The 23,187-nt window shown below is 75.3% G+C and carries 24 protein-coding genes; 8 read left to right on the forward strand and 16 right to left on the reverse strand.

Annotated features, from left to right (window positions below; all coding sequences use genetic code 11):
* The 3 genes from ABZ809_RS32780 to ABZ809_RS32790 form a co-directional block, all read left to right on the forward strand.
* Window positions 1–1,022, forward strand: a 1,022-nt coding sequence (locus ABZ809_RS32780; protein ID WP_357566529.1) for a hypothetical protein, incomplete at its 5' end; no start/stop codon positions are given.
* Window positions 1,015–3,687 (forward strand): FtsK/SpoIIIE domain-containing protein, encoded by a 2,673-nt coding sequence (locus ABZ809_RS32785; RefSeq protein ID WP_357566530.1) that lies wholly within the window; start codon window positions 1,015–1,017, stop codon window positions 3,685–3,687. The genes ABZ809_RS32780 and ABZ809_RS32785, both read left to right, overlap by 8 nt.
* Entirely contained in the window at window positions 3,684–4,349 is a 666-nt protein-coding gene (locus ABZ809_RS32790; protein ID WP_357566531.1) for a hypothetical protein, read from the forward strand. Before ABZ809_RS32785 ends, ABZ809_RS32790 begins: the two co-directional genes overlap by 4 nt.
* A 66-nt stretch (window positions 4,350–4,415) precedes the next feature.
* Here the strand turns inward: ABZ809_RS32790 and ABZ809_RS32795 are convergent, their stop codons facing one another.
* The 11 genes from ABZ809_RS32795 to ABZ809_RS32845 all read right to left on the reverse strand — a co-directional run bounded on the left by ABZ809_RS32795 (window position 4,416) and on the right by ABZ809_RS32845 (window position 12,305).
* The gene (locus ABZ809_RS32795; protein WP_357566532.1) at window positions 4,416–5,684 is read right to left on the reverse strand and encodes a cupin domain-containing protein; all 1,269 of its coding nucleotides are present in this window, start codon (window positions 5,682–5,684) and stop codon (window positions 4,416–4,418) included.
* Window positions 5,685–5,693: 9 nt separating this feature from the next.
* Window positions 5,694–5,984 (reverse strand): hypothetical protein, encoded by a 291-nt coding sequence (locus tag ABZ809_RS32800; RefSeq protein ID WP_357566533.1) that lies wholly within the window; start codon window positions 5,982–5,984, stop codon window positions 5,694–5,696.
* Between the two features lie 228 nt (window positions 5,985–6,212).
* The gene (locus tag ABZ809_RS32805; RefSeq protein WP_357566534.1) at window positions 6,213–6,641 is read right to left on the reverse strand and encodes a DUF2267 domain-containing protein; all 429 of its coding nucleotides are present in this window, start codon (window positions 6,639–6,641) and stop codon (window positions 6,213–6,215) included.
* 295 nt (window positions 6,642–6,936) lie between these two features.
* Complete coding sequence (locus tag ABZ809_RS32810) at window positions 6,937–7,809, reverse strand: DUF72 domain-containing protein (RefSeq protein WP_357566535.1); 873 nt, start codon at window positions 7,807–7,809, stop codon at window positions 6,937–6,939.
* 48 nt (window positions 7,810–7,857) lie between these two features.
* Window positions 7,858–8,256 carry a TraR/DksA C4-type zinc finger protein gene (locus ABZ809_RS32815; RefSeq protein WP_357566536.1) on the reverse strand — a complete coding sequence of 133 codons (399 nt, stop codon included), beginning with the start codon at window positions 8,254–8,256 and terminating at the stop codon, window positions 7,858–7,860.
* Between the two features lie 151 nt (window positions 8,257–8,407).
* Window positions 8,408–9,046, reverse strand: coding sequence for a uridine kinase (locus tag ABZ809_RS32820; RefSeq protein WP_357566537.1), 639 nt, complete (start codon window positions 9,044–9,046; stop codon window positions 8,408–8,410).
* Between the two features lie 171 nt (window positions 9,047–9,217).
* The gene (locus ABZ809_RS32825) at window positions 9,218–9,817 is read right to left on the reverse strand and encodes a winged helix-turn-helix domain-containing protein (protein ID WP_357566538.1); all 600 of its coding nucleotides are present in this window, start codon (window positions 9,815–9,817) and stop codon (window positions 9,218–9,220) included.
* 393 nt (window positions 9,818–10,210) lie between these two features.
* Entirely contained in the window at window positions 10,211–10,762 is a 552-nt protein-coding gene (locus ABZ809_RS32830) for a winged helix-turn-helix domain-containing protein (RefSeq protein ID WP_357566539.1), read from the reverse strand.
* Window positions 10,763–10,809: 47 nt separating this feature from the next.
* Window positions 10,810–11,304, reverse strand: coding sequence for a rhodanese-like domain-containing protein (locus ABZ809_RS32835; RefSeq protein WP_357566540.1), 495 nt, complete (start codon window positions 11,302–11,304; stop codon window positions 10,810–10,812).
* Between the two features lie 46 nt (window positions 11,305–11,350).
* Window positions 11,351–11,806: a cysteine dioxygenase family protein gene (locus ABZ809_RS32840; RefSeq protein WP_357566541.1), complete on the reverse strand. Its 456-nt coding sequence runs from the start codon at window positions 11,804–11,806 to the stop codon at window positions 11,351–11,353.
* Between the two features lie 121 nt (window positions 11,807–11,927).
* Complete coding sequence (locus tag ABZ809_RS32845; RefSeq protein ID WP_357566542.1) at window positions 11,928–12,305, reverse strand: signal peptidase I; 378 nt, start codon at window positions 12,303–12,305, stop codon at window positions 11,928–11,930.
* A gap of 62 nt (window positions 12,306–12,367) precedes the next feature.
* On the opposite strand from ABZ809_RS32845, the gene ABZ809_RS32850 reads away from it, so the two are divergent.
* Window positions 12,368–12,766, forward strand: coding sequence for an ankyrin repeat domain-containing protein (locus ABZ809_RS32850; RefSeq protein WP_357566543.1), 399 nt, complete (start codon window positions 12,368–12,370; stop codon window positions 12,764–12,766).
* Window positions 12,767–12,812: 46 nt separating this feature from the next.
* Window positions 12,813–13,763 (forward strand): DUF3500 domain-containing protein, encoded by a 951-nt coding sequence (locus ABZ809_RS32855; RefSeq protein WP_357566544.1) that lies wholly within the window; start codon window positions 12,813–12,815, stop codon window positions 13,761–13,763.
* A 168-nt stretch (window positions 13,764–13,931) separates the two neighbouring features.
* Here ABZ809_RS32855 and ABZ809_RS32860 read toward each other — a convergent pair whose 3' ends face one another.
* From ABZ809_RS32860 to ABZ809_RS32880, 5 genes are all read right to left on the reverse strand, one after another.
* The gene (locus ABZ809_RS32860; RefSeq protein ID WP_357566545.1) at window positions 13,932–14,435 is read right to left on the reverse strand and encodes a DUF2231 domain-containing protein; all 504 of its coding nucleotides are present in this window, start codon (window positions 14,433–14,435) and stop codon (window positions 13,932–13,934) included.
* Window positions 14,436–14,666: 231 nt separating this feature from the next.
* Window positions 14,667–15,407: a GAF and ANTAR domain-containing protein gene (locus ABZ809_RS32865; RefSeq protein ID WP_357566546.1), complete on the reverse strand. Its 741-nt coding sequence runs from the start codon at window positions 15,405–15,407 to the stop codon at window positions 14,667–14,669.
* Window positions 15,408–15,585: 178 nt separating this feature from the next.
* Entirely contained in the window at window positions 15,586–17,877 is a 2,292-nt protein-coding gene (secA2, locus tag ABZ809_RS32870) for an accessory Sec system translocase SecA2 (RefSeq protein ID WP_357566547.1), read from the reverse strand.
* Between the two features lie 130 nt (window positions 17,878–18,007).
* Window positions 18,008–19,096: a zinc-binding alcohol dehydrogenase gene (locus tag ABZ809_RS32875; RefSeq protein ID WP_357566548.1), complete on the reverse strand. Its 1,089-nt coding sequence runs from the start codon at window positions 19,094–19,096 to the stop codon at window positions 18,008–18,010.
* Complete coding sequence (locus ABZ809_RS32880; RefSeq protein WP_357566553.1) at window positions 19,089–20,093, reverse strand: Gfo/Idh/MocA family oxidoreductase; 1,005 nt, start codon at window positions 20,091–20,093, stop codon at window positions 19,089–19,091. Before ABZ809_RS32880 ends, ABZ809_RS32875 begins: the two co-directional genes overlap by 8 nt.
* A gap of 225 nt (window positions 20,094–20,318) precedes the next feature.
* On the opposite strand from ABZ809_RS32880, the gene ABZ809_RS32885 reads away from it, so the two are divergent.
* From ABZ809_RS32885 to ABZ809_RS32895, 3 genes are all read left to right on the forward strand, one after another.
* The gene (locus ABZ809_RS32885) at window positions 20,319–21,302 is read left to right on the forward strand and encodes a glucosyl-3-phosphoglycerate synthase (protein ID WP_357566554.1); all 984 of its coding nucleotides are present in this window, start codon (window positions 20,319–20,321) and stop codon (window positions 21,300–21,302) included.
* 76 nt (window positions 21,303–21,378) lie between these two features.
* On the forward strand, window positions 21,379–22,536 hold the full coding sequence (locus ABZ809_RS32890; protein WP_357566549.1) for a glycosyltransferase: 1,158 nt from the start codon (window positions 21,379–21,381) through the stop codon (window positions 22,534–22,536).
* A 146-nt stretch (window positions 22,537–22,682) separates the two neighbouring features.
* A complete protein-coding gene (locus ABZ809_RS32895) occupies window positions 22,683–23,129 on the forward strand; it encodes a DUF4383 domain-containing protein (RefSeq protein WP_357566555.1) in 447 nt (148 codons plus the stop codon).
* The last annotated feature ends 58 nt before the right edge of the window (window positions 23,130–23,187 follow it).

Genomic DNA, 23,187 nt, shown 5'->3' on the forward strand with positions numbered 1-23,187 from the left:
CCCCGGGCGGCGCGGCGCCCGAGCCGGCCGCCGAGGCGACGCCGCGCCGCTGGTGGTCGGTGCGGGTCGCCGAGTTGACCGGCGGCCGGGAGGGTCCGCCGGACGGGCCGGACGAACAGGTCGACGACTCCCGGGAGCTGCTGCGCCGGGTGGTCGGCGGGGTGCGTGCCGGCGACCGGGCCCGGCTGCACACCGAGCTGCGCCGCGCGCACGCCGACGTCGGCCTCGGGATGGCGGCGGTGGCCCCACCGTTGCTGCGCGACCTGGCCGGGGAGCTGCTCGGGCACCCGCCGCGCGCCGACGACCTGGGACGGTTGCACCGCGAGCTGGACGACCGGGTCCGGGACCTGCTGCCCGGCCTGCCCCCGCCCGTGCTGGACACCCTGCTGACCCGGATCTGCCGGATGCCGCCGCCGCGCCGGGGTGACGCGGAGCAGCCGCACGCCGCCGACCCGGCGGTCACCGCGGGGGTGCTCACCGGGGTGCTGCTGGCCCGGCTCGGCCGGGACCTGCCGACCGACGACGAGCGGGACCGGCGCCCCGAGGGGGCCGGGGAGCGGCAGGCCGCCGACGAGCGGGACCGGCAGGCGAAGACCGACCGCGACCGGGCCGACGACGCCGCGTGGCAGCGTCGCGCCGCCGCCGCGAAGGACCGGGTGGCCGCCGCGCGGGAGCGGGTCGCGGCGGCCCGGGAGCGGGCGGGAAAGGCGTACGACGACGCCGACGCGGCACGGCGGCGGGCGGAGCGGGCGCACGAGGACGCGTCGCGGGACGAGGCGGCAGGGCGCACGGCCGCACGGGACCAGCCGGCACGGGGCGGCACCACGCGGGACGAGACCACCAGGGACAGGGCCGCCCGGGACGAGCCGGCACGGGGCGAGGCCGCCCGGGACAGGGCGGCCCGGGGCGGGGCGGCGGGCAGCCGGCCGGGCGGATCGACCGGGCGCGTCTGGTCGAGCCCGCCGGCTGGCCGGGCGGCGCCGGGCGGCGCGGACCCGCGCGGACGGGGCGTCGATGGCTGACCGGCGGACGCAGCTGGTCACCCGGGTGCGGGGCATGCTCGGCGAGGCGCTCGGCGCGAGCCGGACCCGCCTGTCCGCGGCACAGTCGGAGCTGACCACGGCCCGGGACCGGCTGGCGCGGGTCCGCCGGGCCGCGGCGGTCGTGCCGGAGCGGGTCGGCGCGCAGCGTGACCGCCGGCTGGCCGAGATCGACGACCGGCACGCCGCGCGGATCGCGGAGCTGGCCCGCCGCGCGGCGGACGCGGCGCAGCGGGAGGCCCCGGGGGCCGCCTCCGCGGAGTGGGCAGGGTGGCGTCCCACCCCCGCCCGCAGGGCGGAGCAGCCGGGCGCGCTGCGGGTCGGCACCGTACGCATCCCGGGCGCCGAGCCGGTGCCGGCGCTGGTGCCGCTGCTCGACGCCGGCCACGTCGAGCTGACCGGGGACGACCGCGAGGGCGCCGAGGCCGTCGTGTCGGCGCTGCTGCTGCGCGGCGTCGGGCGGACCGACCCGGGGGCCGTCCGGCTGATCGGCTACGACCCGGAGCACCTGGGCGGCGGGCTGGCCGGCTTCGCCCCGCTCGGCACCGCCGGGTTGCTCACCTTCGTCGGCCCGGGCGGGCTCGCCCGGCTGCTCGACGACCTGGTGGAACAGATCCGCCGGATCAACGAGACCGTGCTGGCCGGTGAGCACGGCTCGCTGCGCGAACTGGCCGCCGCGACGGGCCGGCGGCCCGAGCCGTGGCGGGTGGCGGTGCTGCTGGGTGGCGACGAGCTGTCCCGGCACGAGCGCGGGCAGCTCGACCGGGTGGTCCGCACCGGGGCGGCCTGCGGCGTGCACCTGGTGGTGCGGGGCGTACCGCTGCCGGACGATCCCACCGTGACCCGGGTCGGTGCGCACACCGACGGTGCCCGGATCGGCGGGCCGACCGGCCTGCCCGTACGTCTCGACCCGCCGCCGCCGGCGGCCCTGGTCACCCGGACCTGCCGGGAGGTGGCGGCACGGGTCAACGCCGGTCCCGCCCCCACTCCGTTCACCGACCTGCTGCCGCCCGTGGAGCAGATGTGGCGGGAGGATTCGGCGACCGGGCTGACCGCCCCGATCGGCGAGGGCCCGCACGGCCGCCCGGTGCTGCTCACCCTGGGCGACTACCCGCCGCACGCCCTGATCGGCGGCCCGTCCGGCACCGGCAAGACGAATCTGATCTTCGCGTGGATCGGCGCGCTGGCTGCCCGCTACTCCCCCAGCGAACTGGAGTTCTACCTGCTCGACTTCAAGGAGGGGGTGTCCTTCGCCCGGTTCGCCCAGGGCCGGCGGGACCCGAGCTGGCTGCCGCACATGCGGCTGGTCGGGATCAACGTCAACACCGACCGGGAGTTCGGCCTGGCCCTGCTGCGCTTCCTCGCCGAGGAGCTGCGCCGGCGGGCCGACGCCGCGAAGAAGCACGAGGTCACCAAGCTCGCCGAGCTGCGCGCCGTCGACCCGACCGGGCACTGGCCGCGGATCGTCGCGGTGGTCGACGAGTTCCAGATGCTGCTGGCCGGGCGGGACGTGGTCGCCCGGGAGGCCGCCGACCTGCTGGAGGACCTGGCCCGCCGCGGCCGGTCCCAGGGCATCCACCTGGTGCTCGCCTCGCAGGACGTGCGCGGCATCGAGGCGCTGTGGGGGCGGCCGGCCCTGGTCGCGCAGTTCACGCTGCGGATCGCGCTGCCCAAGGCGTTGCGGATCCTCGCCGAACGCAACGACGCCGCCCAGTCGCTGCCGCGCCACCACGCGGTGGTCAACGCCGAGTCGGGCATGGCGGAGGGCAACCAGGTCGCCCGGATCCCGTCGGCCAGCGACTGGGAGACGTGGAGCGAGCTGCAGCACCGGCTGTGGCGGATGCGCCCGCAGGACGCCGCCCCGGCCCGGCTCTTCGACGGCGACGCGATCCCCCGGCTCGCCGAGGCACCGGACTTCCGGGCGCTCACCGCCCCGGAGACGGGTCACCCCCGTACGCCGGTCGCGCTGCTCGGCGAGATCATCGACGTGCAGGCCCGCTCGGCGGCGCTGCGGCTGCCCCGGGCCCCCGGCCGCAACCTGGCGGTGCTCGGCACCCGGGTCGACGAGGCGTGCGCGGTGCTGGACGCGGCGGCCCGCTCGCTGGCCCGGCAGCACCGCCCCGGTACGGCCCGGTTCTCCATCGCCTGCCTGGACCCGGACGCCGACCCCGCCGCCCGGTCGCTCTACGAGGACCTCGCCGACGACGCCGCCTGGTACGACGAGGAGACCGTCGGCGAGCTGATGGCGGAGACCGCCGAGACGCTCGCCTCGCCGGGCACCCCGCACTACCTGCTGCTGTTCGCCGTGGACGCGGCGGCCGGTGCGCTGGCGGCGCGGATCGGCCGGCGCACGGGGCTGGAGGAGCTGCGCCGGATCCTGCACGACGGGCCGGAGCGGCGCACCCACGTGCTGGCCTGGTGGCGGGGCGTGGCCCGGATGCGCGCCGACCTGGGCGGGCCGGCCGCCCGGACCGACCAGATCGGCGCCTGGGTGGCGTTGGACGCCCACGGCGGTGAGCTGGGCTCGTCGCTGTATCCGGGCACCGGCGGCCCGGACTGGTATCCCCGCCCCTGGCGGGGGCTGTTCTTCGACCGGGCGGTGCACCGCACCGGCCAGGTGATCATCCCCTACGGGCCGGCGCGATGAACGAACCGGTGACCAGTGAGTCGTACGCGGCCCAGATCCGTCGGCTGGCCGAGCTGAGCGCGCTGGTGCGCGCCCAGCGGGCCGAGGCGCACACCTGGCACGCCCAGCAGTGCGCCGCCGCCGACCGGGCCGTCGCCGAGGCGGAGACCGCGCTCCGCGGCGCCGAGCGGGAACTGGTGGACGCCCGGGAGGAGCAGGAACGGGTGGACGCCGAGGTCGCCGACCTGTGGCAGCTGCTGCGGAGCCGCCTCGGCGGGACGGGCCGCCGGGCGGGCGGGCCCCCGGCGCCGGTGTCGGGCGCGACGGGCGACCCGGCGCCGCTGCTGGCCGGGGTACGGGACCTGCTCAACCGCACCCGCCAGCCCGGTGACCTGCCGGGCTCGGTCAACCCGCTGTTGGCGTTGTGCGGGGTGGCCGGCGCGGTGCTCGCGTACGCCCTCGGCGGGGCGGCCCGGGCGGCGGGCGACCGGTACGGCGGCGACCTCGGCGTCGGGTTGCCGGTGCTGGCCCTGGTGGTGACGCTGCTGGGCCCGCTGGTCGGTCTGGTGCCGGCGAAGCTGCTGGCCGACCGCCGGCACGCGGTGCTCGGCCCCCGGCCGCTGGCCGTGGTGCTCGTCGCCGGGCTGGTGACCACCGTCGCGCTGCTGGTCGCCAACCGCTGAGCGTGTAAGGAAGGGCCCCTTCCTATCGCCTGGGCGATAGGAAGGGGCCCTTCCTTACACCACCGCTCAGGCCGGGACCAGCACCGCCTCGCGCAGCAGGCGACGGGCCAGGGTGAGCCGGTCGGCGTCGTCGTCCAGGCCCGGCAGGTCGCCCACCCGGGTGGAGTCGGCGGCGAGCAGGGCGCGCACGGCCGGCGCGCACGACGCGGGCAGGGTGACGGTGCGGTCGAACAGCACCAGCGCGGCCCGCTCCGCCTGCGTGGTGAGCCGCCAGCGCAGGCCGGGACGCGGGGCGAGCCGGGTGTCGACGTCCAGCGCCGCCAGTGCGGCGGCCTGCGCCAGGGGTCGGATCGGCGCCGGCCGGGCGGCCGGCCAGGCGCGCTGCCGCAGCCGGGCGGCGACCGCCGCCGGATCGGCCCGGAGCAGCCAGTCGCGCAGCGCCTCCACGGTCTCGGTCAGCTCCGGCTCGATCGCGTCCGGGTCGGCCACGTCGGTGCCGAACGGCAGCGTGGCGCGCAGCCGCTGGTCCTCGGCGGCGAGGGCGAGCAACTCCTCGACCATCGCGTAGCGGGTCAGTGCCCGCACGCCGACCGTCAGGTGCAGCGAGCTGGACTCCTGCGCCTGCGCGCTGTGCAGCCAGCCGCGGGGCAGGTAGAGCGCGTCGCCGGGGGCGAGGACCACGTCCAGCGCGGCGGGTCCCTCCGCGGTGGCCGACACCTCGTCGGCCCGGCCGCCCCAGGGCTGCTTCTCCAGCGGGTCGGGCAGCACCGGCGGGTGGATCCGCCAGTGCTTGCGGCCGTCGACCTGGAGGACGAAGACGTCGTGGGTGTCGTAGTGGGTGGCGAACCCCTGGTTGCCGGCGGGGGTCAGGTAGGCGTTGACCTGCAACGGCTGCCCGACCGCCGTGCCGAGGTCGCGGGCGAAGTCGATCAGGGCGGGCCAGGTGCGGTGCAGTCCCTGCAGCACCAGGGTGGCTCCGCCCGCGTACAGCTCCAGGACCCGCTCGTCGAGGACCTGGTCGCCGATCTCGGCGCCGGCGCCGCCGCCGCCGGTGAAGCGGGCCGCCGGGACCAGCTCGCCGTCCTGGGCCACGCGCAGGAACGGGCTGCGCAGGCCGCGTCGGCTGAGCAGCTCGTCGGCGTCGGCGGGGCTGAGCAGGTCGGTGAAGCCGTGCGCGTCAGGCAGTTCGTCGGCGCGGGAGAGCAGCGGCGTACGTCCCCAGTGGGCGGCGGCGAACTTCGCCGGCTCGACCGACACGCAGCGGGCCAGCGCGGCGGCGGCCGCGGACGGAGCCGCCGGACGGCCGTGGCCGCCCGGCGGGTCGATGTGAGTCACGGCGATCCGTCAGGCGGCGCTGCCGTCGGCGCCGCCGTCCTGCTTGCCGGGGGTCGCGCCGCCGTCGGCGGGGCCCTCCGCGCCGCCGTCGGCGCCGCCGTCCTGCTTGCCGGGGGTCGCGCCCCCGTCGGCGGGGCCCTCCGCGCCCTTGTCGGCGCCCTTGTCGGCGCCACGCTCGGCACCGCGGTCGGCTCCACCGTCGGCGCCGCCGTCCTGCTGGCCCGGGGTCGCGCCGCCGTCGGCCGGGCCCTCGAGGCCGCCACCGCTGGTGGTCTGCATGTCGTCGTCGTTGAGTGCCATCGGTGCTCCCTAGGGATGTGCCGCCCCGCCGTGCGCCGGGGTCCGTCGTGCAGCGGGTGGTACCCCACGCACGATCTTCTCTAACCCCACCGTAGACGTCCTTTCCGGTCCGCACCGGCGGTTCGCCGTGCCGCGCGGAACCGGGTCAGGGCGGGTCGGCGACCTCGGGGTACGCGTGCGGCCCGCCCCACCGTGCGGTGGGGCGGGCCGTCGCGGGCGGGCGTGTCGTCAGGGAATGATCGTGGCCAGATCCCGGGGCATCGTGGCCTTCACGTCCTCCCATTCGCCCTGGGTCACGTGCCGGCGCAGGGTGTCCAGCACCACCTGCACCACGCGCTCCGGGCCGCCCTCGACGTCGTACGGGAAGCCCTGCCGGACCTCCAGCAGGAAGTCGTCCCGGTTGAGCTTGATCGGCACGTCGGCGGGCTGCCAGCCGTCGAAGTAGATCCCGCGCACCAGCACCGGCAACTGCGCGGCGAACTCCACGCTCTCCTGCACCGGCATCCGGTCACGCAGCAGGTGCAGCACGGTGCGCAACGCGCAGTAGGACTGGTTGCGTTGCTCCTTGGGCCAGCCGTAGGCCTGCTCGATGTCCTTGAGGATCAGGTTGGTCTTGTCCATCGAGGACTCGAACGCCGAATGCAACTGCTCAGCCATCTGTCCACCCCCGTACGTCGGTCTCCCACCGTCGGTCGTCGTCACGTCGCGGCGGCCCCGCCGGGCCGCGCGGCTGCCGGGTCGGCCTGACCCGGCCGGGGCGCGGCTCGCCCCGGGCCTCGCCCGACGACCCGACGACGTGCAACACGGCGCCGCGTCGCCGATCCGGTACCACCCGAACCGTCATCTCCCGCCACCTCCGTGGGGTCGCCTGCCGCGGCCACGGTGACCGCACACATTGCCCATGCTGCGCGGCACGGGGGTGAGCGGCCCTCACCCGGACGGGATGAACGGCTCAGCCGGCGTCGAGCAGGCCGGCGAGGGTCGCGGCGTTGGTCTGCGCGAAGTCGCGGTAACAGTTGTTCATGAGCACGTGGGTCTGCCCGGTGGAGTCGGCCAGTTCCCGCAGCTTCGGCGCCCAGTCGCGCAGCTCCCGGTCGGAGTAGCGGTAGCCGAACTTCTCGTGGATGTCGCGGCTGGTCCACTTGTAGCTGTGCCCGTGGAAGCGCACCACCGCGAGGTCCGCGGTGGCGGCCAGCACCGGGGGCAGCGACGAGCGGTGCCCCTGGGGCATGTCCACGCAGACGTACGCGAGCCGGTGCTCGCGCAGGAAGGTGAGTGTCTCGTCGGCGTTGGCGCCGTCGAACCAGGACGCGTGCCGGAACTCGTAGACCGGGCGCAGCGGGGCACACCGCTTCGCCACCTCCAGCAGATACTGCTTGTTGTCCCGCCGGATGGTGAACCACGGCGGGAACTGGAACAGCAGCGCGCCGAACTTGCCCGCCTCGACCAGCGGGTCCAGCGCGGCGAGGAAGCGCGTCCAGACCTCCTCGTACGCCTGCGGCGGCAGGTCGTCCGGATAGAGGTTCTTCTTCTCCGTGTCCGGCCGGAGGTCCTTGTAGAGCGCGGTGGGCCGGGTCGGGTGCCCGGTGAGCATGCTGAACGCCTTGACGTTGAACGTGAAGCCGGCCGGGGTGCGCTCGGCCCACAGCCGCGCCGTCCGCTCGGCGGGCGGTGAGTAGTAGGTGGCGTCGACCTCGACCAGCGGGAACTGGCGGGCGTAGTGCACCAGCCGCTTCTCCGGGGTGTCGGCGGTCGGCGGATACCAGCCGGAGTCGAGCAGCGTCTGGTCGGTCCAGGAGGCGGTGCCGACCTTGATCTCACCCATGGCCGGATCTCACCGCGTCCCGGACCGACCGCCGTCCGCGGGCACGGCTCAGGCCGCCCGGCGCTCCCGGTTCTGCTTGCACTGCACGCAGGTGGTGGCGGACGGGAAGATCTCCAGCCGCTCGACGGGAATCGCCGCGGTGCAGCCCTCGCAGAAGCCGTAGGTGCCCTCCTCCAGCCGGGTGAGGGCGTGCTCGTACTGGGTGCGGCGGTCGAGGATGGTCCGCAGCAGGGACTGTGCGGTGTCGCGCTCCGCCGTCTTGGTGCCGCTGTCGGCCTGGTCGTCGCCGGCGGTGTCACCGACCTCCACCAGCCGCAGCACCTGGGACTGCAGCACCGCCTGCTCGTACTCCGCGGACAGCTCGTCGTAGCGGGCCTGCAGGGAGCGCCGGATCTGGTCGATCTCCGCCTGGGATCGGCCCGTACCGACCGTGTCGTGGACGAGCATCGCTGCCTGCCTTTCTGGCTGGTGGTACGCCGGGTGCGTGGCGCCCGGGCCGTGGTGGTCTGTGCGCGGGTGGAGCACCCGTGCTCTGTGAGCCGGGCGATTACCCCGTCACGGGAGCGGCCAAACCGGCGACTTTTCGGGCGTGCCGGGGTCAGTGCGACACCGGTGACTCCACCAGCGCCGGGTGACGGGGGTCGTCGAAACGGACCACGACGTCGGCGAACGAGGCCGGGGCGACCTCGTCGGCGTACCGGGCGAACGCCGGCAGCGTCCAGCGCAGCTCCGGGTCGGTGCGCCGGGCCAGGGCCGCCGGGGAGAGCACGAGGTGGACGGCGAGGTCGAAGGGCAGGCCGCCGCCGAGGAGCAGCGCCCCGCTGACCAGCAGGACGCCGCCGGGCGGCAGTTCGACGTACGCGGCGCGGCTGGCCCGGTCGGCGCGGGCGTCCCACAGCGAGGGCAGCACCCGCCCGGTGCCCCCGGGCCCGGCCGGGTCGAGCACCTCCCGGCGCAATCCGGGCTCGTCGACCCAGCCCTCGTAGTACGCGTCGGGGTTGGTCCGGCCGTGTTCGAGGCGCACCGAGGCGGGGCGGAGGAAGTCGGCGGCGCGTACGTGCAGCACGGGCCGGCCGAGCGCGCGCAGCGGGTCGACCAGCGCGGCGGCCAACGCGTCCGGGTCGGCCGCCGGGGCACCGTCGACGGCCACCCGGGGGCGGCCGGCGGGCTCGGTGCCGGCGAGACGCTCGGTCAGCTCGGCGACGAGCCGGTCCGGGGAGATGGGACGGATCCGCATCAGACCATGGTGCCCCGCGGGGCTCTGCTCCCGCCGCCGGCCACCGGGTCCGGGCCGCCTCGGCGGCGGCGCGGTCCGCGTCGGCGCGGGCGCTCGGCACTGCCGACATCGGGACGGTGCCACGACCGCCCGGGCCAGGGCGCGCGGCGATGATGCGTTACGGGCCCGGCGTCAGCCGTTGCGGTCGATGGTGACGCGGGCGTCGTCGGCGAGCCGGTAGCCGACGCCGTAGACGGTCGTGACCAGCGGGACGTCCACGCCGACCTTGCCGCGCAGCCGGCGGACGTGGACGTCCACGGTGCGCACGCCGGCGTGCTCGTAGCCCCAGACGGCGTTGAGCAGCTGCAGGCGGGTGAACACGCGGCGGGGGTGGGCGACCAGGTGCAGCATCAGGTCGAACTCCAGCCGGGTCAGGGGCAACGGCTCGCCGTCGCGCAGCACCGACCGGGACGACGCGAGGATGTGCAGGACCGGGATGGTGGCGGCCGGGCGGGACGGCGAGCGGCCGGCCGGCACCGGGTCGGGCCGGCGCTCGACGACGGCGGCGGTGATGGTGCCCTCGCCGCGTTCCAGCATCTCCCGGGCGGCCTCCAGCAGCCGCCGGGCGGGCGCGGTCAGCGACTCCTCGGATGCCAGCGGGATGTTCAGGGTCACCGTGAGCATCGGCGCGGCGGTGTTGACGGGGCGGCGCTGGCCGCCGGGGGGTCGACCGGGAACAGCGGGCTGGGACGTATGCCATCCGGCGCGCGACGAGGCGGGGCTGACCGACATGGTCCTCCTTGGCTGGTCCGGGTATTCCCCACGGCCCGGGACGCCGCTTCATCGATGTTTCCCGGCGCCCACGCGAGGGTCAAGGGGCGACTGCGTTGCATGAATGTGACAATTGACGAACGCATCGGAGCCGGATGCTCGCTCTGCGTACGAAGCCTGATGATTACAGCAGAGTCGCGGAGCCGACCCGATACGGGGGTGCCCACCCGTTCACCTGGTGACGTCCGGCGGCAGCACCGGGCGGAGGAACGGTGAATCACGTCGCCCACGGCGGCGGCGAGGGGCCGACCGTGGGCGGCGCGCGGCGTACCGGGAGCGGGACCCTCGCACACGACGGCGCGGCGCACCCGGGTCGCCGGGTGCGCCGCGTCGACGAATGCCGGCGGCCGGGGGTCAGCGGCTCCGGTCGATCTCGATGCGGGCCTCGTCGGCGAGGCGGTAGCCGACGCCGTAGACCGTGGTCACCACCGGCATGTCCACGAGCTTGGCGCGCAGGCGGCGGACGTGCACGTCGACGGTGCGCGCCACCGCGTGCTCGTAGCCCCAGACCCGGCTCAGCAGTTGCAGCCGGGTGAAGACCCGACGCGGCTGCTCCGCCAGGAACAGCAGCAGGTCGTACTCGATGCGGGTCAGCGGGATCACGCGGGCGCCGCGCTGGACGACCCGGGACGCGGTGACGATCCGGATCACGTCGGGGTCGGTGGCGGTCGGCACCGCGCGGGGGGCCGGCGGCCGGTCCTCGTCGACGCCGGGGCGCAGCCGCCCCTCCCCCGACTCGGCCAGTTCGCCAATCAGCTCCAGCAGCCTGGCCAGGCGGGGGCTCATCGGCCCCGGGGCGAGGTCGAGGGTGATGGTGACGGACGGCGTGGGCCGCTGCCGGGGCGGCCCGATCCGCTCGGGGCGGCCGGCCGGGTGGGTTCGGGTGGGGATGGCGACGACGGACATGGAGCCTCCTGGGCGGCGATGCCGCCACGCCCGGTGGGGCGTGGCGGTCAGGACGGCGCCCGACCGGCGGTCACCGGGGGCGCGAGGGTGGACGGACGCTGTGGCGGGTGGGGACCGAGCACGGGCAGGCCGGCGAGCCGCCAGGCGACGAAGCCGCCGACGACGTCGGTGGCGCGGTGCAGACCGACGTCCTGGAGGGCGGCGGCGGCCAACGAGGACGTGTAGCCCTCCTGACAGATGATCATCACCTGCAGGTCGTAGTCGACCGCCTGGGGCAACCGCGCCGCGCAGCGGGGATCGAACCGCCACTCCAGCACGTTGCGCTCGATCACCAGCGAGCCGGGCACGGTGCCGTGGGCGGCCCGCTGGGCGGCCGGGCGGATGTCGACGAGCAGGGCGCCGCCACGGTACGCCAGGTGCGCCTGCTCGGGATCCAGCCGGTGCAACCGGACCCGGGCGGCGGCCAGGATCTCGTCGATGCCCCGGGAACCCGGCGGCGCCACCGGAGCCGGACATGCGTGCGCGTCGTCGGTCTGCGGCATGGTCGTTCCTTCCACTGGTTGCTGATGGTTCACGTGGGGCGGCGGCTCACCAGGCGACCCCGGCCTCGGCCACCTCGGCGACGCGCAGCCGGCCGTCGACGAGGCGGTAGCTGGTCATCCGGCGCAGGGCGGGGCGGTAGACGTGGACGCTCACCGCCGGCTCGTCGCCGAGGTTGGCCACCTGGTGCACGTGCCGGGGGCCGAAGCGACGGCCGGAGCCGGCGGTCAGCGGGTGCGGGCGGAGCGCTCCCCCGCTGACCGTCTCCTCGGTCAGCACACCGGACGCGACCAGGAACGCGCCACCGGAACCGCCGTGGTCGTGCAGGTCGGTGCCCTGGCCGGGCAACCAGCTCAGCGCCCACACCTCGTGGTCGGGGCCACTGGCGAGCCGCGCGTACCACCGGGAGGTCGGGTCGAAGCGCAGCGGCACCGGCCAGCCGGCCGGGTCGGCGGCCCAGCGCCGGGCGACGGCGAGCAGGTCGGGCGGGCGTCGGTTGAGCATGGCGGTCCTCGCGGTTCGGCGGTGTGTCGACGCCAGCATAGACGGCAAACCCTATTGGTTTAGTAGGTATTCCCGAGATCTGGGACACGCTGTCCTCTGTCGACCCCCGCGCCGTACGCGGTCAGCGGCGGACCGGCGGCCCCACCCGGTAGCCGGGAACCGACGGCCAGCGCACGGTCAGCACGACCGACTCGCGCTCGGCGTACCACGAGTGGTCCACGCCCCGCCCCCACACCACGTAGTCGCCGGGCTCGCCGAGCACCACCGACCGGTCCGGCAACTCGACCCGGAACCGGCCACTGACCAGCACCAGCAGGGCGGTCCGCCGCTCCCCGGTGGCCCACCGGGAACGCGCCTCCCCGGCCGGATGCACCCCCCACTTCACCTCGACGTCGCCGCTGTGCCGGGCGTCGCCCACCGGCATGAAGTGGCCGAGCAGCCAGCCGGCGTTCGTCGCCCCGTCGACGCCCGCGTTGCCCACGTACACCCTGTCGTCCATCGATCCTCCCCAGCACGCCGGCCGAGCAACCTACCAGTCGGCCCCCCGACTAACCTGGACCGGTGAGTGAGGAACTCGACGCCGAGACGCTGGCGTTCGCGCACCGGATGTTCGACCTGGCACGCGACGGCGCCACCGACGAACTGGCCGACTACGTCGACGCGGGGCTCCCGGTCGACCTGACCAACGACAAGGGCGACACGCTGCTGATCCTGGCGGCGTACCACGCCCACCCGGAGACCGTCGCCGCGCTGCTCGCCCGCGGCGCCGACCACTCCCGGACCAACGACCGGGGGCAGACGGCGCTGGCCGCCGCGGCCTTCCGCAGCAGCACCGAGGCGGTCCGGGCGCTGCTCGCCGCCGGGGCCGACCCGCACCAGGGCAGCCCCTCGGCGGTGGACACCGCGTCCTTCTTCGACCTGTCCGAGATGGTCGCGCTGCTGACGGCGCCAAGCCGCTGACAGCGACGTCCGGCGCGCCCGGCGCCCGACCGGATATACAGGTGCGGTGGAGGACGCCCTACCCGAACAGATGCGCACCGCCGCAACGGCGTTGCTGACCGCGCTGGACGAACCCGCCCGGGCCCGCGCCGCCCACCGGTTCGACGACGAGTCGGCCCGGCGCTGGCTGGAGTACCGGCCCCGGCCCCGCCCCGGGGCCTGCCTGGCCGACCTCGACCGCTCCGGGCGCAAGGCCGCGCACCGGCTGCTGGCCACCGCGCTGAGCCCACCGGCGTACGCGCAGGCGATGGCGATCGTGGCGTTGGAGGAGGTGCTGGACCGGGCGGAGGGCTGGCGTCGGGGGCGGCACAGCGGCGACTACTGGGTGGCCGTCTTCGGCGACCCGGCCCGTGACGAGGCCTGGTCGTGGCGCCTGGAGGGACACCACCTCTCGGTGACCATGACCGTCGTGGCCGACCAGGTGTCCCCCGCGCCCATCTTCTTCGGCGCCAACCCGGCCACCGTCCGGCACGCCGGTCACCCCGTCTCCCGGCCTCTCGGGGTGGAGGAGGACCTGGGCCACGCCCTGCTCGACGCGCTGGGCCCCGCCGGCCGGGCCGCGGCGATCATCGCCGACGAGGCGCCCGGCGACATCGTCAGCGCCACCCGCCCCCGGGTCGACGGGCCGCTGGAGCCGCTCGGGGTGCCCGCCGAGCGGCTCGGCGCCTCGGGACGGGCCCTGCTGGACCAGCTCGTCGCGGTCTACCTGGACCGGCTCCCGCCCGAGCTGGCGACCAGGGAGGCACGCCGGCTGGACGCCGGGCCGTTGCACTTCGCCTGGGCCGGCCCGACCGCGCCCGGCCAGCGCCACTACTACCGGATCCAGGGCGACGACCTGCTGATCGAGTACGACAACACCTCCGCCGACGGCAACCACGCGCACACCGTGCTACGCCGCCCGACCGGCGACTTCGGTACCGACCTCCTGACCACCCACCACACCCACACCCCCCACTAACCCCTGCCCCCTCCCCACCCGCCACCCGCCGCCCGCCACCGCCGCCCGCCTCGGCGATCTTGCAGTTGTGGCCCTCGATTTCGGCGGAGTGCGGCCTTTGTCGGGGCAGCAAGTGCAAGATCGGCGAGGAGGGGCGGGGGCGGGCGGGGGCGGGGCGGGGCGGGGCGGTCAGGGGCGGGGGGAGGCCAGGTCCGTGGTGGTGGTGGGGACGTCGGCGAGGGCGTCGAAGGTGGTGGCCTCGGCCCGGCGACCGGCGTCGAAGCGGCGGACCAGACGCGCGCCCAGCCGGACACCGGCCGCGCCGACACCGAGCGCCACCAGCTCGATGAGCAGCAGCACGACCGTGGCGCCCCGCTGGGGGGACTCCGCCCGGACCAGGCAGGTCACCAGGAACAGCGCGGCCATCCCCACGTTCAGCAGGTTGAAGGTGATCGCGGTGCGCTGGGTCCGGTCGCCCGGCACGTCCCACAGGTCGATCATGCCGGCCACGGCCGCCAGCGCGGCGGCGAACAGGGCCGCCACCGCCGTCCAGTAGCCCACCTCACCGAGGAAGGCCGGCCCGCCGAGCACGTCGGTCAGGTCGAACACGGTCGCGCTCACGAAGAGCCCGAACGGGAACGTCACCAGCATCGGTTGGATGGGGTGCCCCTGCACCCGTAGCCGGCTCTGCATGGTTCCTCCCCAGGTCGGCATGCCTCAGCAGTCCAGGGTGCTACCCGGGCGCCGGGACGCCGAAACGACACGCGGCCCGGCCGGGCCGGCGGTCACGCGGGCACCGCCGACCCCAATATAACGACAAGTGCCAATGGATCACCGCCGTCGCCGCCGAGCCGCCACGTGTGAGGAAGGGCCCCTTCCTATCGCCTGGGCGATAGGAAGGGGCCCTTCCTCACATCTCGAAGCTCAGTTGTCCCGGGGGCGGGACACGGTGCTGACCAGCCGGTCGGCCACCTCCCGCAGGGGGATGTCCAGCGAGGACGCCGCGCTGCGCAGCACGTCGAGCGCCTCCTCGGCCGGGCAGCCGCGCTGCGTCATGATCACGCCGATCGCCTGGCCGATCACCCCGTCGCCGAGCTGCGCGGGATCCAGCTCGCCGGCCTGGGCCGCCTTGCGCGCCCGGTCGCGTACCGCGGCGAGGAGCAGCCCCGCGTGCTCGGCGAGCAGCATCGCGGTGAGCTGGTGCCCGGGGGTGAGCAGGTCGGCGGCGCCGGCGTAGAGGTTGATCGCCCCGATCACCTGTTCGTCGACGTCGACCGGGGCGGAGATCACCCCGTGCACGCCCAACTCCCGCGCCCGCGGCGTCCAGGCCGGCCAGCGCGGTTCGCGGCCGAGATGGTCGGAGAGGACCATCTCGCGGAGCCGGATCGCGTCCATGGCGGGCGAGTCGGGGCCGTGCCGCAGGTCGTCCAGGCCCGCCAGCCGCCCGTCGGAGGCGGCCACGCCCGCCGGCTCCCCGGCCCGCAGCGCGGTGAAGCCGCACCAGCTCACGCCGGCCACCGCGTCGCGGGCGATGCGTACCAGCGCGTCCAGCGCCTCGTCGAAGTCGTCGATCGCGATCAGCCCGGCCGTCAGCTCGCGCAGCAGGGCCGCGGTCTCCAGGACGCCGAGCCGTTCCACCGCCGGGTCCCGCATCTCCAGGTTCACCGCCGCACAGCCCCCACCGTCCCCGCGCGTGCCCCCGCACGCCCGGCCAGCGCCGTCACATGTTCCATCGTCTGGTCTCCCGAATCTTCCGGACCCGCCCTACTACCCTCGCAAACCGGGGTCGAAACGGCGCAAAAAGGGCCCCCTCCGGTGCCGTGGCAGCGGAGGGGGCCCGGCGTCAGCGCGAGGCGGAACTGAGCCGCCGCCCGACGGAGGCGATCAACCGGTCCAGCTCCGAGCCGAACGGGTTGTCGTGCACCAGGTACGTCCAGGTCGCGCTCGGCCGCACCAGCTTCGCCTCGTCCGGCTCCCAGTCCTCCTCGAACTCCGTCTCCTCGAAGGTCGCGAGGGTCCGCCGCTCGATCTCCGGGACGAGGTTGTTGAACGCCGGCACCGCCGCCCGGTGGAACTCGTCCAGCGGGTCGAGCCGGCCCAGCGCGCGCAGGTGCACGCCCTCACGTACCTCGGACAGCTCCGCGAGGTGCTCGGCCCAGAGCCGGTCGAGGTGGTAGAGGGCGATCGACCGGGCGACCCGGGCGAGCAGGTCCTCGTCCATCTCGCCGGCCTTCTCCGGCATCCTGTCCAGCAGCATCAGCGCCGCCACGTCGCTGGTCAGCAGCCGCTCCCGGCGCTCCGCCAGGGCCTTGCGCTGCTGCTCGATCACCACGCTGTAGCGCCAGGTGTTGCGGTGGATCTCGTGGTTGACGCCCTCGGCGACCCGCTGGGCGTGCTCGACGGCGTAGTCGACCTGGTCGTCGGTGACCAGGCCGTCGGCGTTCATCCGGGGCGACGCCGGGACCGCGTCGCCGGCGTGCCGGACGACCAGGTCGTCCTCCAGGCTGACGAAGAAGACCGACCCGCCCGGGTCGCCCTGCCGGCCGGCCCGGCCGCGCAGCTGGTCGTCGACGCGCCGGCTGTCGTGCCGGCCGCTGCCGATGACGTAGAGGCCGTCCAGCTCGGCGACCCGCTCCCGGTCGGCCTGCTCGCTGCCGCCGAGCCGGATGTCGACGCCCCGGCCGGCCATCTGGGTGGAGACGGTCACCGCGCCGTACGCGCCGGCCTCGGCGATGATCGCCGCCTCCTCGTCGTCGTTCTTCGCGTTGAGCACCACGCAGGAGACCCCGGCGGCGTTCAGGCCGGCGGCCAGGCCCTCGGACTCCTTGACGTCCAGGGTGCCGACCAGCACCGGCCGCCCGCGCTCGTGGTTGCGCTTGATCTCGTCGATCAGCGCCTCCTCCTTCTCCGCCCGGGTGGCGTAGATGCGGTCGGGCTCGTCCTCGCGCACGCACGGCGTGTTCGGCGGGATCACCGCCACCTCGAGGCCGAAGAACTCCCGGAGCTGGTCGCCGACCAGCACCGCGGTCGCCGTCATGCCGCACAACTTGGGATAGAGCGCGATGTACGCCTGCACGGCGATCGTGCCGAGCACCTCGCCCTCGGCGGTGGCGTCCAGCCCCTCCTTGGCCTCCACGGCCGCCTGGAGCCCGTCGGGCCAGCGGCGGCGCTGGGCCACCCGGCCTCGCATCTCGTCGATCAGCTCGACGGAGTTGTCCCGGACGATGTAGTCGACGTCGCGGTGCAGCAGGGCGTGCGCGTGCAGCGCCACGTTCACCGCGGACAGCTGCGCGACGTGCTCCTCGTCGTACAGGTCGATGCCGAGCTTGGCCTCGACGGCGGCCAGGCCGGCGGCGGTGAAGGCGACGCTGCGGCCGTCCTCGGCCACCGTGTAGTGCTTGCCCTTGCGCAGGCCACGCACCTGCGCGGCGGCGGCGTGCACCGGGTCCTGCTCGCCGGCGACCGCGCCGGCGAGGACCATCGGCACCCGCGCCTCGTCGATGAGGATCGAGTCGGCCTCGTCGACGATCGCGGTCCGCAGCTCCGGCTGGACCCGGTCCTCCACGTCGGTGACCAGCTGGTCGCGCAGGTAGTCGAAGCCGGCCTCGCTGACCGAGACGTAGGTGACGTCGCAGGCGTACGCGTCGCGCCGCTCCTGCGGGGTGGACGCCTCGTTGACCCAGCCGACGGTCAGGCCGAGCAGGGTGTAGACCGGCTCCATCCAGAGGGCGTCGCGCCGGGCCAGGTAGTCGTTGACGGTCAGCACGTGCACCGGGCCGTTGCCCAGCCGGACGTGCCCGTACGCCGCGACGGTCGCGGTGAGCGTCTTGCCCTCACCGGTCGCCATCTCGGCGACCTTGCCCGAGAGCAGCGCCATGGCGCCGAGCAGCTGCACGTCGTACGGCCGCTGGTCGAGGCCGCGGCGGGCGGCCTCGCGGCCGATCGCGCAGATCTCCTCGTAGCCCGTGGCCTTGCCGGCGGCCTCGGTCAGCTCGGCGTCGTCGAGGGCCGACAGCTCGTCCTCGCGTGCCTCGATGGCCGGCAGCAGCTTCTCCAGCGGCCCCAGGTCGACCGTCGTCCCGGGGCGCTGGAGGAACCGGCGGAACCTGCTCTTCAAGCGTTGCGACACACCCATGAGCGGCAACGGTACGCGACCCGGCCCGCGGTTGGCGGCCCGCCCGGCGTGCCGCCGCGCGGATGTCTTCGCGGGGCCGGTCGGGGGCGTGCGGCGCGCGCCCCGCCGCGAGCCCCCGACCGGTCCGGACTCAGCCGGTCAGCACCACCTGGAGCTCCTGGCGGCGCCGCTGGGCGAGGTCGGTCAGCACCGCCGGCGCCTGGTCGAACGGCACCACCGCCGAGACCAGGTGCTCGCGGATCACGTCGCCGTACGCGCGCAGCAGGTCGACCGTCTCGGCGGAGAGCCGCTCCCGGTCCCAGGTGGGGGCGAGCCCGCGCGGCACCCGGCCGATCTGCGCGCAGCGCAGCGACAACCCGTTGTGGTGGAACTCCTCGCCGAACCGGACCGCGTCCGCGCCGGCCTGGTAGAAGGCCAGGTCGACCACCGTGCCCTGGGGGCGCAGCAGGCGCAGCGCGAGCTGCAACGCCCAGGCCTGCCCCCGACACTGGAACACCACGTCGGCGCCCCGGTCGCCGGGGCCGTGCGCCCAGCGGGTCTTGAGCACCACCGCCGGGTCGTCGGCCTCGGAGTCGAGGGTCTCCAGGCCGAGCGCCTCGGCGACGGCCCGCCGCTGCGGGGTCGGGTCGAGCACCACCACCGAGGCGGCGCCGTGCCGCCTGGCGAACAGGGCGGTGAGCAGGGCCACCACCCCGCTGCCGACGACCGCCACCCGGCGGCCCCGCACCCCGTCGCCCAGCGACCGCACGTCGGCGCCGTACAGGTCGGCGGCGGCGTGCAGCACGCCGTTGGCGCAGATCGGCCCCATGTGCGCGACGTACACGCCGAGCAGCGGGTCGAGGTCCGCCGGCAGCGGCACGAACCGTTCGGCGACCGGGTCGGCGACCCAGCCGGTGCGGTGGCCGTACGTCATCGCGCCGACGGCGCCCACGGCGACGGCCGGGGTGCGGCTCTCCACCACCCGGCCGACCTGCATGTAGCCCAGCCGGGTCACCGGGTAGGGAGTGCTCGCCGAGCCGGGCTGGAAGAGCCCGAGGCCGGCGTTCCAGGTGACGTTCAGGTACGGGTTGGTGCCCTTGACGTAGCTCAGCTCGGTGCCCGCCGACACGCCGCTGAACAGGGTCTCCACCCGGAACGTGCCGTCGGTCAGCTCGGCGGCGTCCTGCTCGACCAGGTCCACCCGCCCGGGGCCGCTGACCACCACCACCCGGTCACGCACCGACCGTCACCCCCGTGGCGAGCGGCGCGGTGGGCAGGTCCGGGCGAACGGTCCGCCCGGTGCGGGCGGAGTCGGCGATCGCGACGGCGAGCCGCTGGGTGCCGAGGGCCTCGGCGTACGGGACGCGGACGTCGTCGCCGATGCCCCGGACCGCATCGACGAAGGCCCGGTCCACGGCCACCCGCGCGGCGTCCGGGTCGGCGGCGAAGCGGCGCTCCCCGTCGGCGTCGCGCACCACCAGGCCGTCCTCTGCCAGCGACAGGGCCAGCCCGTCGGCGAGGATCTCCACCCCGGCCCGCTGCTTCCAGCCGAGCACGCAGGCGGCGGTGAGGGTGCCGACCGCGCCGTCGGCGAACCGCAGCGCCGCGGTGGTCACCGAGTCGATGTCGGCGCCGTCGACCGGCGGCGGGGTGCCGTTACCGTACGCGGTGACATCGGTCACCTCGCCGACCAGCGACCGGATCAGGTCCAGCACGTGGGCGGCCTGCTCGACCACCGGGCCGCCGGAGCGGTCCCGCCGCGACCACCAGGCCACCGGCGGCACCTTGTCCCACCACGCGCCGCTGACCATCCGCACCGGGCGGTCGCCGAGCAGCTCCCGGGCCTGCCGCACCACCGGCAGGTACCGCCAGTGGTGCCCGACGCCGGTGAGCAGCCCGCGCCGGGCGACCAGGTCGGCGATCCGCTCGGCGGTCGCCAGGTCGACGGCGACCGGCTTCTCCACGAACATCGGCACCCCGGCCGCGACGACCGCCTCCTCCGCCGGCCCGTGCGCGAACGGCGGCACGCAGACGTAGACCGCGTCCGGCCCGGCGGCCAGCAGCTCGTCGACGTCGCCGAACGTCCGGATGCCGTGCGCGCCCGCCAGCTCCGCCGCCGCCTCCGGCAGCACGTCGGTGACCCCTACCAGCTCCACGTCCGCGAAGCCGCCCAACACCCGGGCGTGGCGTCGCGCCACCCCGCCGGCCCCAACCAGTCCCACCCGGCACCTGCGCATCGAGAGCCCTTCCGTCACCGTTTTCGCCTTCCGGCGGGTGCACTCCCCCCGGCCGGGCGCAACCAAACGTTCACCGGCGGGGAACCCGACCGCAGCGACTCCGTGATCAAGCTGTTAGGCATGCTGCGGTTAGCGCGAGCGCGGTAGCGGGGAAACCAACCAGGGTTTTTCCGCCACGATCAGGGGGTGCCTGTGCGGGATACGGGAGCGGCGGTTTCACCGGTGGTGGAGGCCTGGGCCACCTACCGCACCACGTCGGCGGCCGACTGGCCGGCGCGGCGACTCATGCGCGCCAAGGGGGACAACAGGGTCAGCGTGGTGCTGCCGGCCCGCAACGAGGAGGCGACGGTCGGCGCGATCGTGGCGACGATCCGGGAGCACCTGATGGACCGGGTGGCCCTGGTGGACGAGCTGATCGTGGTCGACTCCCGGTCGACCGACCGCACCGCCCAGGTGGCCCGCGCCGCCGGCGCGGAGGTGGTCAGCCAGGACGCGATGACCCGGGGCCTGCCCCGGCTGACCGGCAAGGGGGACGCGCTCTGGGCGGGGCTGGCGGCGGCCGGGGGCGACGTGGTGGCGTTCGTCGACGCCGACCTGCGGGAGTTCCGTCCGCACTTCGTGACCGGGCTGATCGGCCCGCTGCTGACCGACCCGTCGGTGGACTTCGTGAAGGGCTTCTACCACCGCCCGCTGGTCGGCGCCGCGAGCGTGGAGACCGACGGCGGCGGACGGGTGACGGAGCTGATGGCCCGGCCGATGCTGAACCTGTTCTGGCCCGAGCTGGCGGGTTTCGTGCAGCCCCTCGCGGGCGAGTACGCCGGCCGCCGGGAGGTGCTGGAGCAGGTGCCGTTCGTCTCCGGCTACGGGGTGGAGACGGCGATGCTGATCGACCTGCTCGACCTGGTCGGGCTGGACGCGCTGGCCCAGGTGGACCTGGGCGAGCGCAAGCACCGCCACCAGGACACCGCCGCCCTGGGCCGGATGTCGGCCCAGATCATGCTCACCGCCTGGTCGCGGTTGCAGCGGCGGGGCTGGGCGGCACCGGGCGCGATGCCCGCCGCCCTGCTGACCCAGTTCCGGCGGGGCGGCTCCGACGCGCTGCCGAACCTGGACCGGGAGATCGTCGTCAGCGACATCTCCGTCGAGGAACGGCCGCCCCTGGCGGAGCTGCGGCACCGGATCCCCCGGCGACGGGTCGCGGCCGCATGAGCGCCGGGCCCCGTTCGACCGCAGGTGACCGGCCGCGGACGGCCCACCGCCCCGCCGAGGGAAGGAACCACGCACGATGAGCCTCACCGTCCTGATGAACGCCGGTCCCTGGCTGTCCGTACCGCCGCCCGGCTACGGCGGCATCGAGAACGTGATCGCGACCCTGGTGCCGGAGCTGCGCCGCCTCGGCGTGCGGGTGGTGCTCGCCTCGGTCGACAGCAGCACCCTGCCGGTCGACGAGCGGTTCTCGGTCTTCCCCGACGGGCAGTTCCACGCCCTGCAACGCCCGTACAACCAGGTCTGCGGCATCTCCCAGGCGCACCTCAACGGTGTGGTGCGCGCGCTGCACACCCGCGACGACATCGACCTGGTGCACGACCACGTGGAGGCGGTCGGCCTGGCCACGCTCGCCGCGATGGGCCCGGACGCCCCGCCGGCGCTGCACACGCTGCACTGGGACCTGGCCAAGCATCCGGCGCTCTACGGCAACCTCGACGGCGGGGACCGGGTCCGGGTCAACGGGGTCTCGGCCTCCCAGCTGGCCCGCGCGCCCCGGGCGTTGCGGGAGCACTCGGTGGGGCACGTGCACCTGTCCACCCCGCTCGCCGTGGACGCGGACCGGCGGCCCCGGGCGGAGAAGGGCGACTACCTGATCGTCCTGGGCCGGATCAACCCGGGCAAGGGCCAGGACGTGGGCGCCCGCCTCGCCCGGCGGATGGGGGTGCCGCTGGTGCTCGCCGGTCCCGTCGGCCCGTACCACCGGCCGGAGGACCTGGCCGCCGCCGGGGACGAGGCCCGGCAGAACCCGGACGTCCGGTTCTTCTACGACGAGGTGGCGCCGCACGTCGACGGCGACCTGGTCCGCTGGGTGGGCACGGTCGCCGGGCAGGAACGCGACGACCTGCTGGCCGGCGCCCGCGCCTCGCTGTTCCCGTTGCGCTGGGAGGAGCCGGGCGGCACGGCGGTGGTCGAGTCGCTGGCCCTGGGCACGCCGGTGGTGGCAACCGCGCGGGGGTGCCTGCCCGAGCTGATCGAGCACGGCCGCACCGGGCTGCTCACCACCGACGAGGAGGAGCTGGGCGACCTGCTGCTGGCCGCCAGCCTCCTCGACCCGGACGAGTGCCGGCGCGAGGCCGCCGTCCGCTTCACGCCCGCCGTGATGGCCGAGCAGTACGTACGCCTCTACGAGCTGGTCCGTCAGCCCGCCGTCGTGTCTCCCCTGCGGGCGGCCTGACTGACGCCGGCGGCTCGGGTCGGCCCGAGCCGCCGGCGCGACGCGGGGCGGTTTGACGGCAGGAGCAGCGGGAAGGCGCGGACGGCCCCGCGCTCCCGCAGCGGGCCCACTTCCCGCACAGTGAGGAGACGGCGGTGACCGGTCCCATGGCGCACTCCCGAGCCCGGCACAACCCGGCCGACGGCAAGGCACCCGTCCGGCGGGCCGCCCTGGCCGTGGCGGTGGTCTTCCTCCTCGTCGGCGTGCTCGGCTTCGTGCCGGGCGTCACCAGCGACTACTCAGACCTGCGCTTCGCCGGGCACGACTCCGAGGCCAGGCTGCTCGGCCTGTTCCAGGTCTCGGTGCTGCACAACATCGTCCACCTGCTCTTCGGGGTGGCCGGGCTGGTGCTGGCCCGGTCCGTCGCCGGCGCCCGGACGTTCCTGGTCGGCGGCGGCGCGATCTACCTGGTGCTCTGGCTCTACGGCCTGGTGATCGACCACGACAGCGCCGCCAACTTCATCCCGGTCAACACGGCCGACAACTGGCTGCACCTCGGGCTGGGCATCGGCATGATCGCGCTCGGCGTGCTGACCACACGACGCCGCCGTTGACGCACTCCGACCCGGTGGTCGGGCAGGTGAACGCCTGCCCGGCCACCGCCGGTTTGGC

The organism is Micromonospora sp. NPDC047074 (assembly GCF_040643815.1).
GTDB lineage: Bacteria > Actinomycetota > Actinomycetes > Mycobacteriales > Micromonosporaceae > Micromonospora.

Excerpts from the sequence above, each read along its gene's own strand:
- ABZ809_RS32840 (WP_357566541.1), bottom strand. The coding sequence starts at position 11,806 with ATGCTCAACCGACGCCCGCCCGACCTGCTCGCCGTCGCCCGGCGCTGG.
- ABZ809_RS32895 (WP_357566555.1), top strand. The coding sequence starts at position 22,683 with ATGGCGCACTCCCGAGCCCGGCACAACCCGGCCGACGGCAAGGCACCC.
- ABZ809_RS32820 (WP_357566537.1), bottom strand. The coding sequence starts at position 9,046 with ATGCGGATCCGTCCCATCTCCCCGGACCGGCTCGTCGCCGAGCTGACC.
- ABZ809_RS32880 (WP_357566553.1), bottom strand. The coding sequence starts at position 20,093 with ATGCGCAGGTGCCGGGTGGGACTGGTTGGGGCCGGCGGGGTGGCGCGA.
- secA2 (WP_357566547.1), bottom strand. The coding sequence starts at position 17,877 with ATGGGTGTGTCGCAACGCTTGAAGAGCAGGTTCCGCCGGTTCCTCCAG.
- ABZ809_RS32785 (WP_357566530.1), top strand. The coding sequence starts at position 1,015 with ATGGCTGACCGGCGGACGCAGCTGGTCACCCGGGTGCGGGGCATGCTC.
- ABZ809_RS32830 (WP_357566539.1), bottom strand. The coding sequence starts at position 10,762 with ATGTCCGTCGTCGCCATCCCCACCCGAACCCACCCGGCCGGCCGCCCC.
- ABZ809_RS32835 (WP_357566540.1), bottom strand. The coding sequence starts at position 11,304 with ATGCCGCAGACCGACGACGCGCACGCATGTCCGGCTCCGGTGGCGCCG.
- ABZ809_RS32815 (WP_357566536.1), bottom strand. The coding sequence starts at position 8,256 with ATGCTCGTCCACGACACGGTCGGTACGGGCCGATCCCAGGCGGAGATC.
- ABZ809_RS32825 (WP_357566538.1), bottom strand. The coding sequence starts at position 9,817 with ATGTCGGTCAGCCCCGCCTCGTCGCGCGCCGGATGGCATACGTCCCAG.
- ABZ809_RS32810 (WP_357566535.1), bottom strand. The coding sequence starts at position 7,809 with ATGGGTGAGATCAAGGTCGGCACCGCCTCCTGGACCGACCAGACGCTG.
- ABZ809_RS32790 (WP_357566531.1), top strand. The coding sequence starts at position 3,684 with ATGAACGAACCGGTGACCAGTGAGTCGTACGCGGCCCAGATCCGTCGG.
- ABZ809_RS32805 (WP_357566534.1), bottom strand. The coding sequence starts at position 6,641 with ATGGCTGAGCAGTTGCATTCGGCGTTCGAGTCCTCGATGGACAAGACC.
- ABZ809_RS32800 (WP_357566533.1), bottom strand. The coding sequence starts at position 5,984 with ATGGCACTCAACGACGACGACATGCAGACCACCAGCGGTGGCGGCCTC.
- ABZ809_RS32890 (WP_357566549.1), top strand. The coding sequence starts at position 21,379 with ATGAGCCTCACCGTCCTGATGAACGCCGGTCCCTGGCTGTCCGTACCG.
- ABZ809_RS32860 (WP_357566545.1), bottom strand. The coding sequence starts at position 14,435 with ATGCAGAGCCGGCTACGGGTGCAGGGGCACCCCATCCAACCGATGCTG.
- ABZ809_RS32845 (WP_357566542.1), bottom strand. The coding sequence starts at position 12,305 with ATGGACGACAGGGTGTACGTGGGCAACGCGGGCGTCGACGGGGCGACG.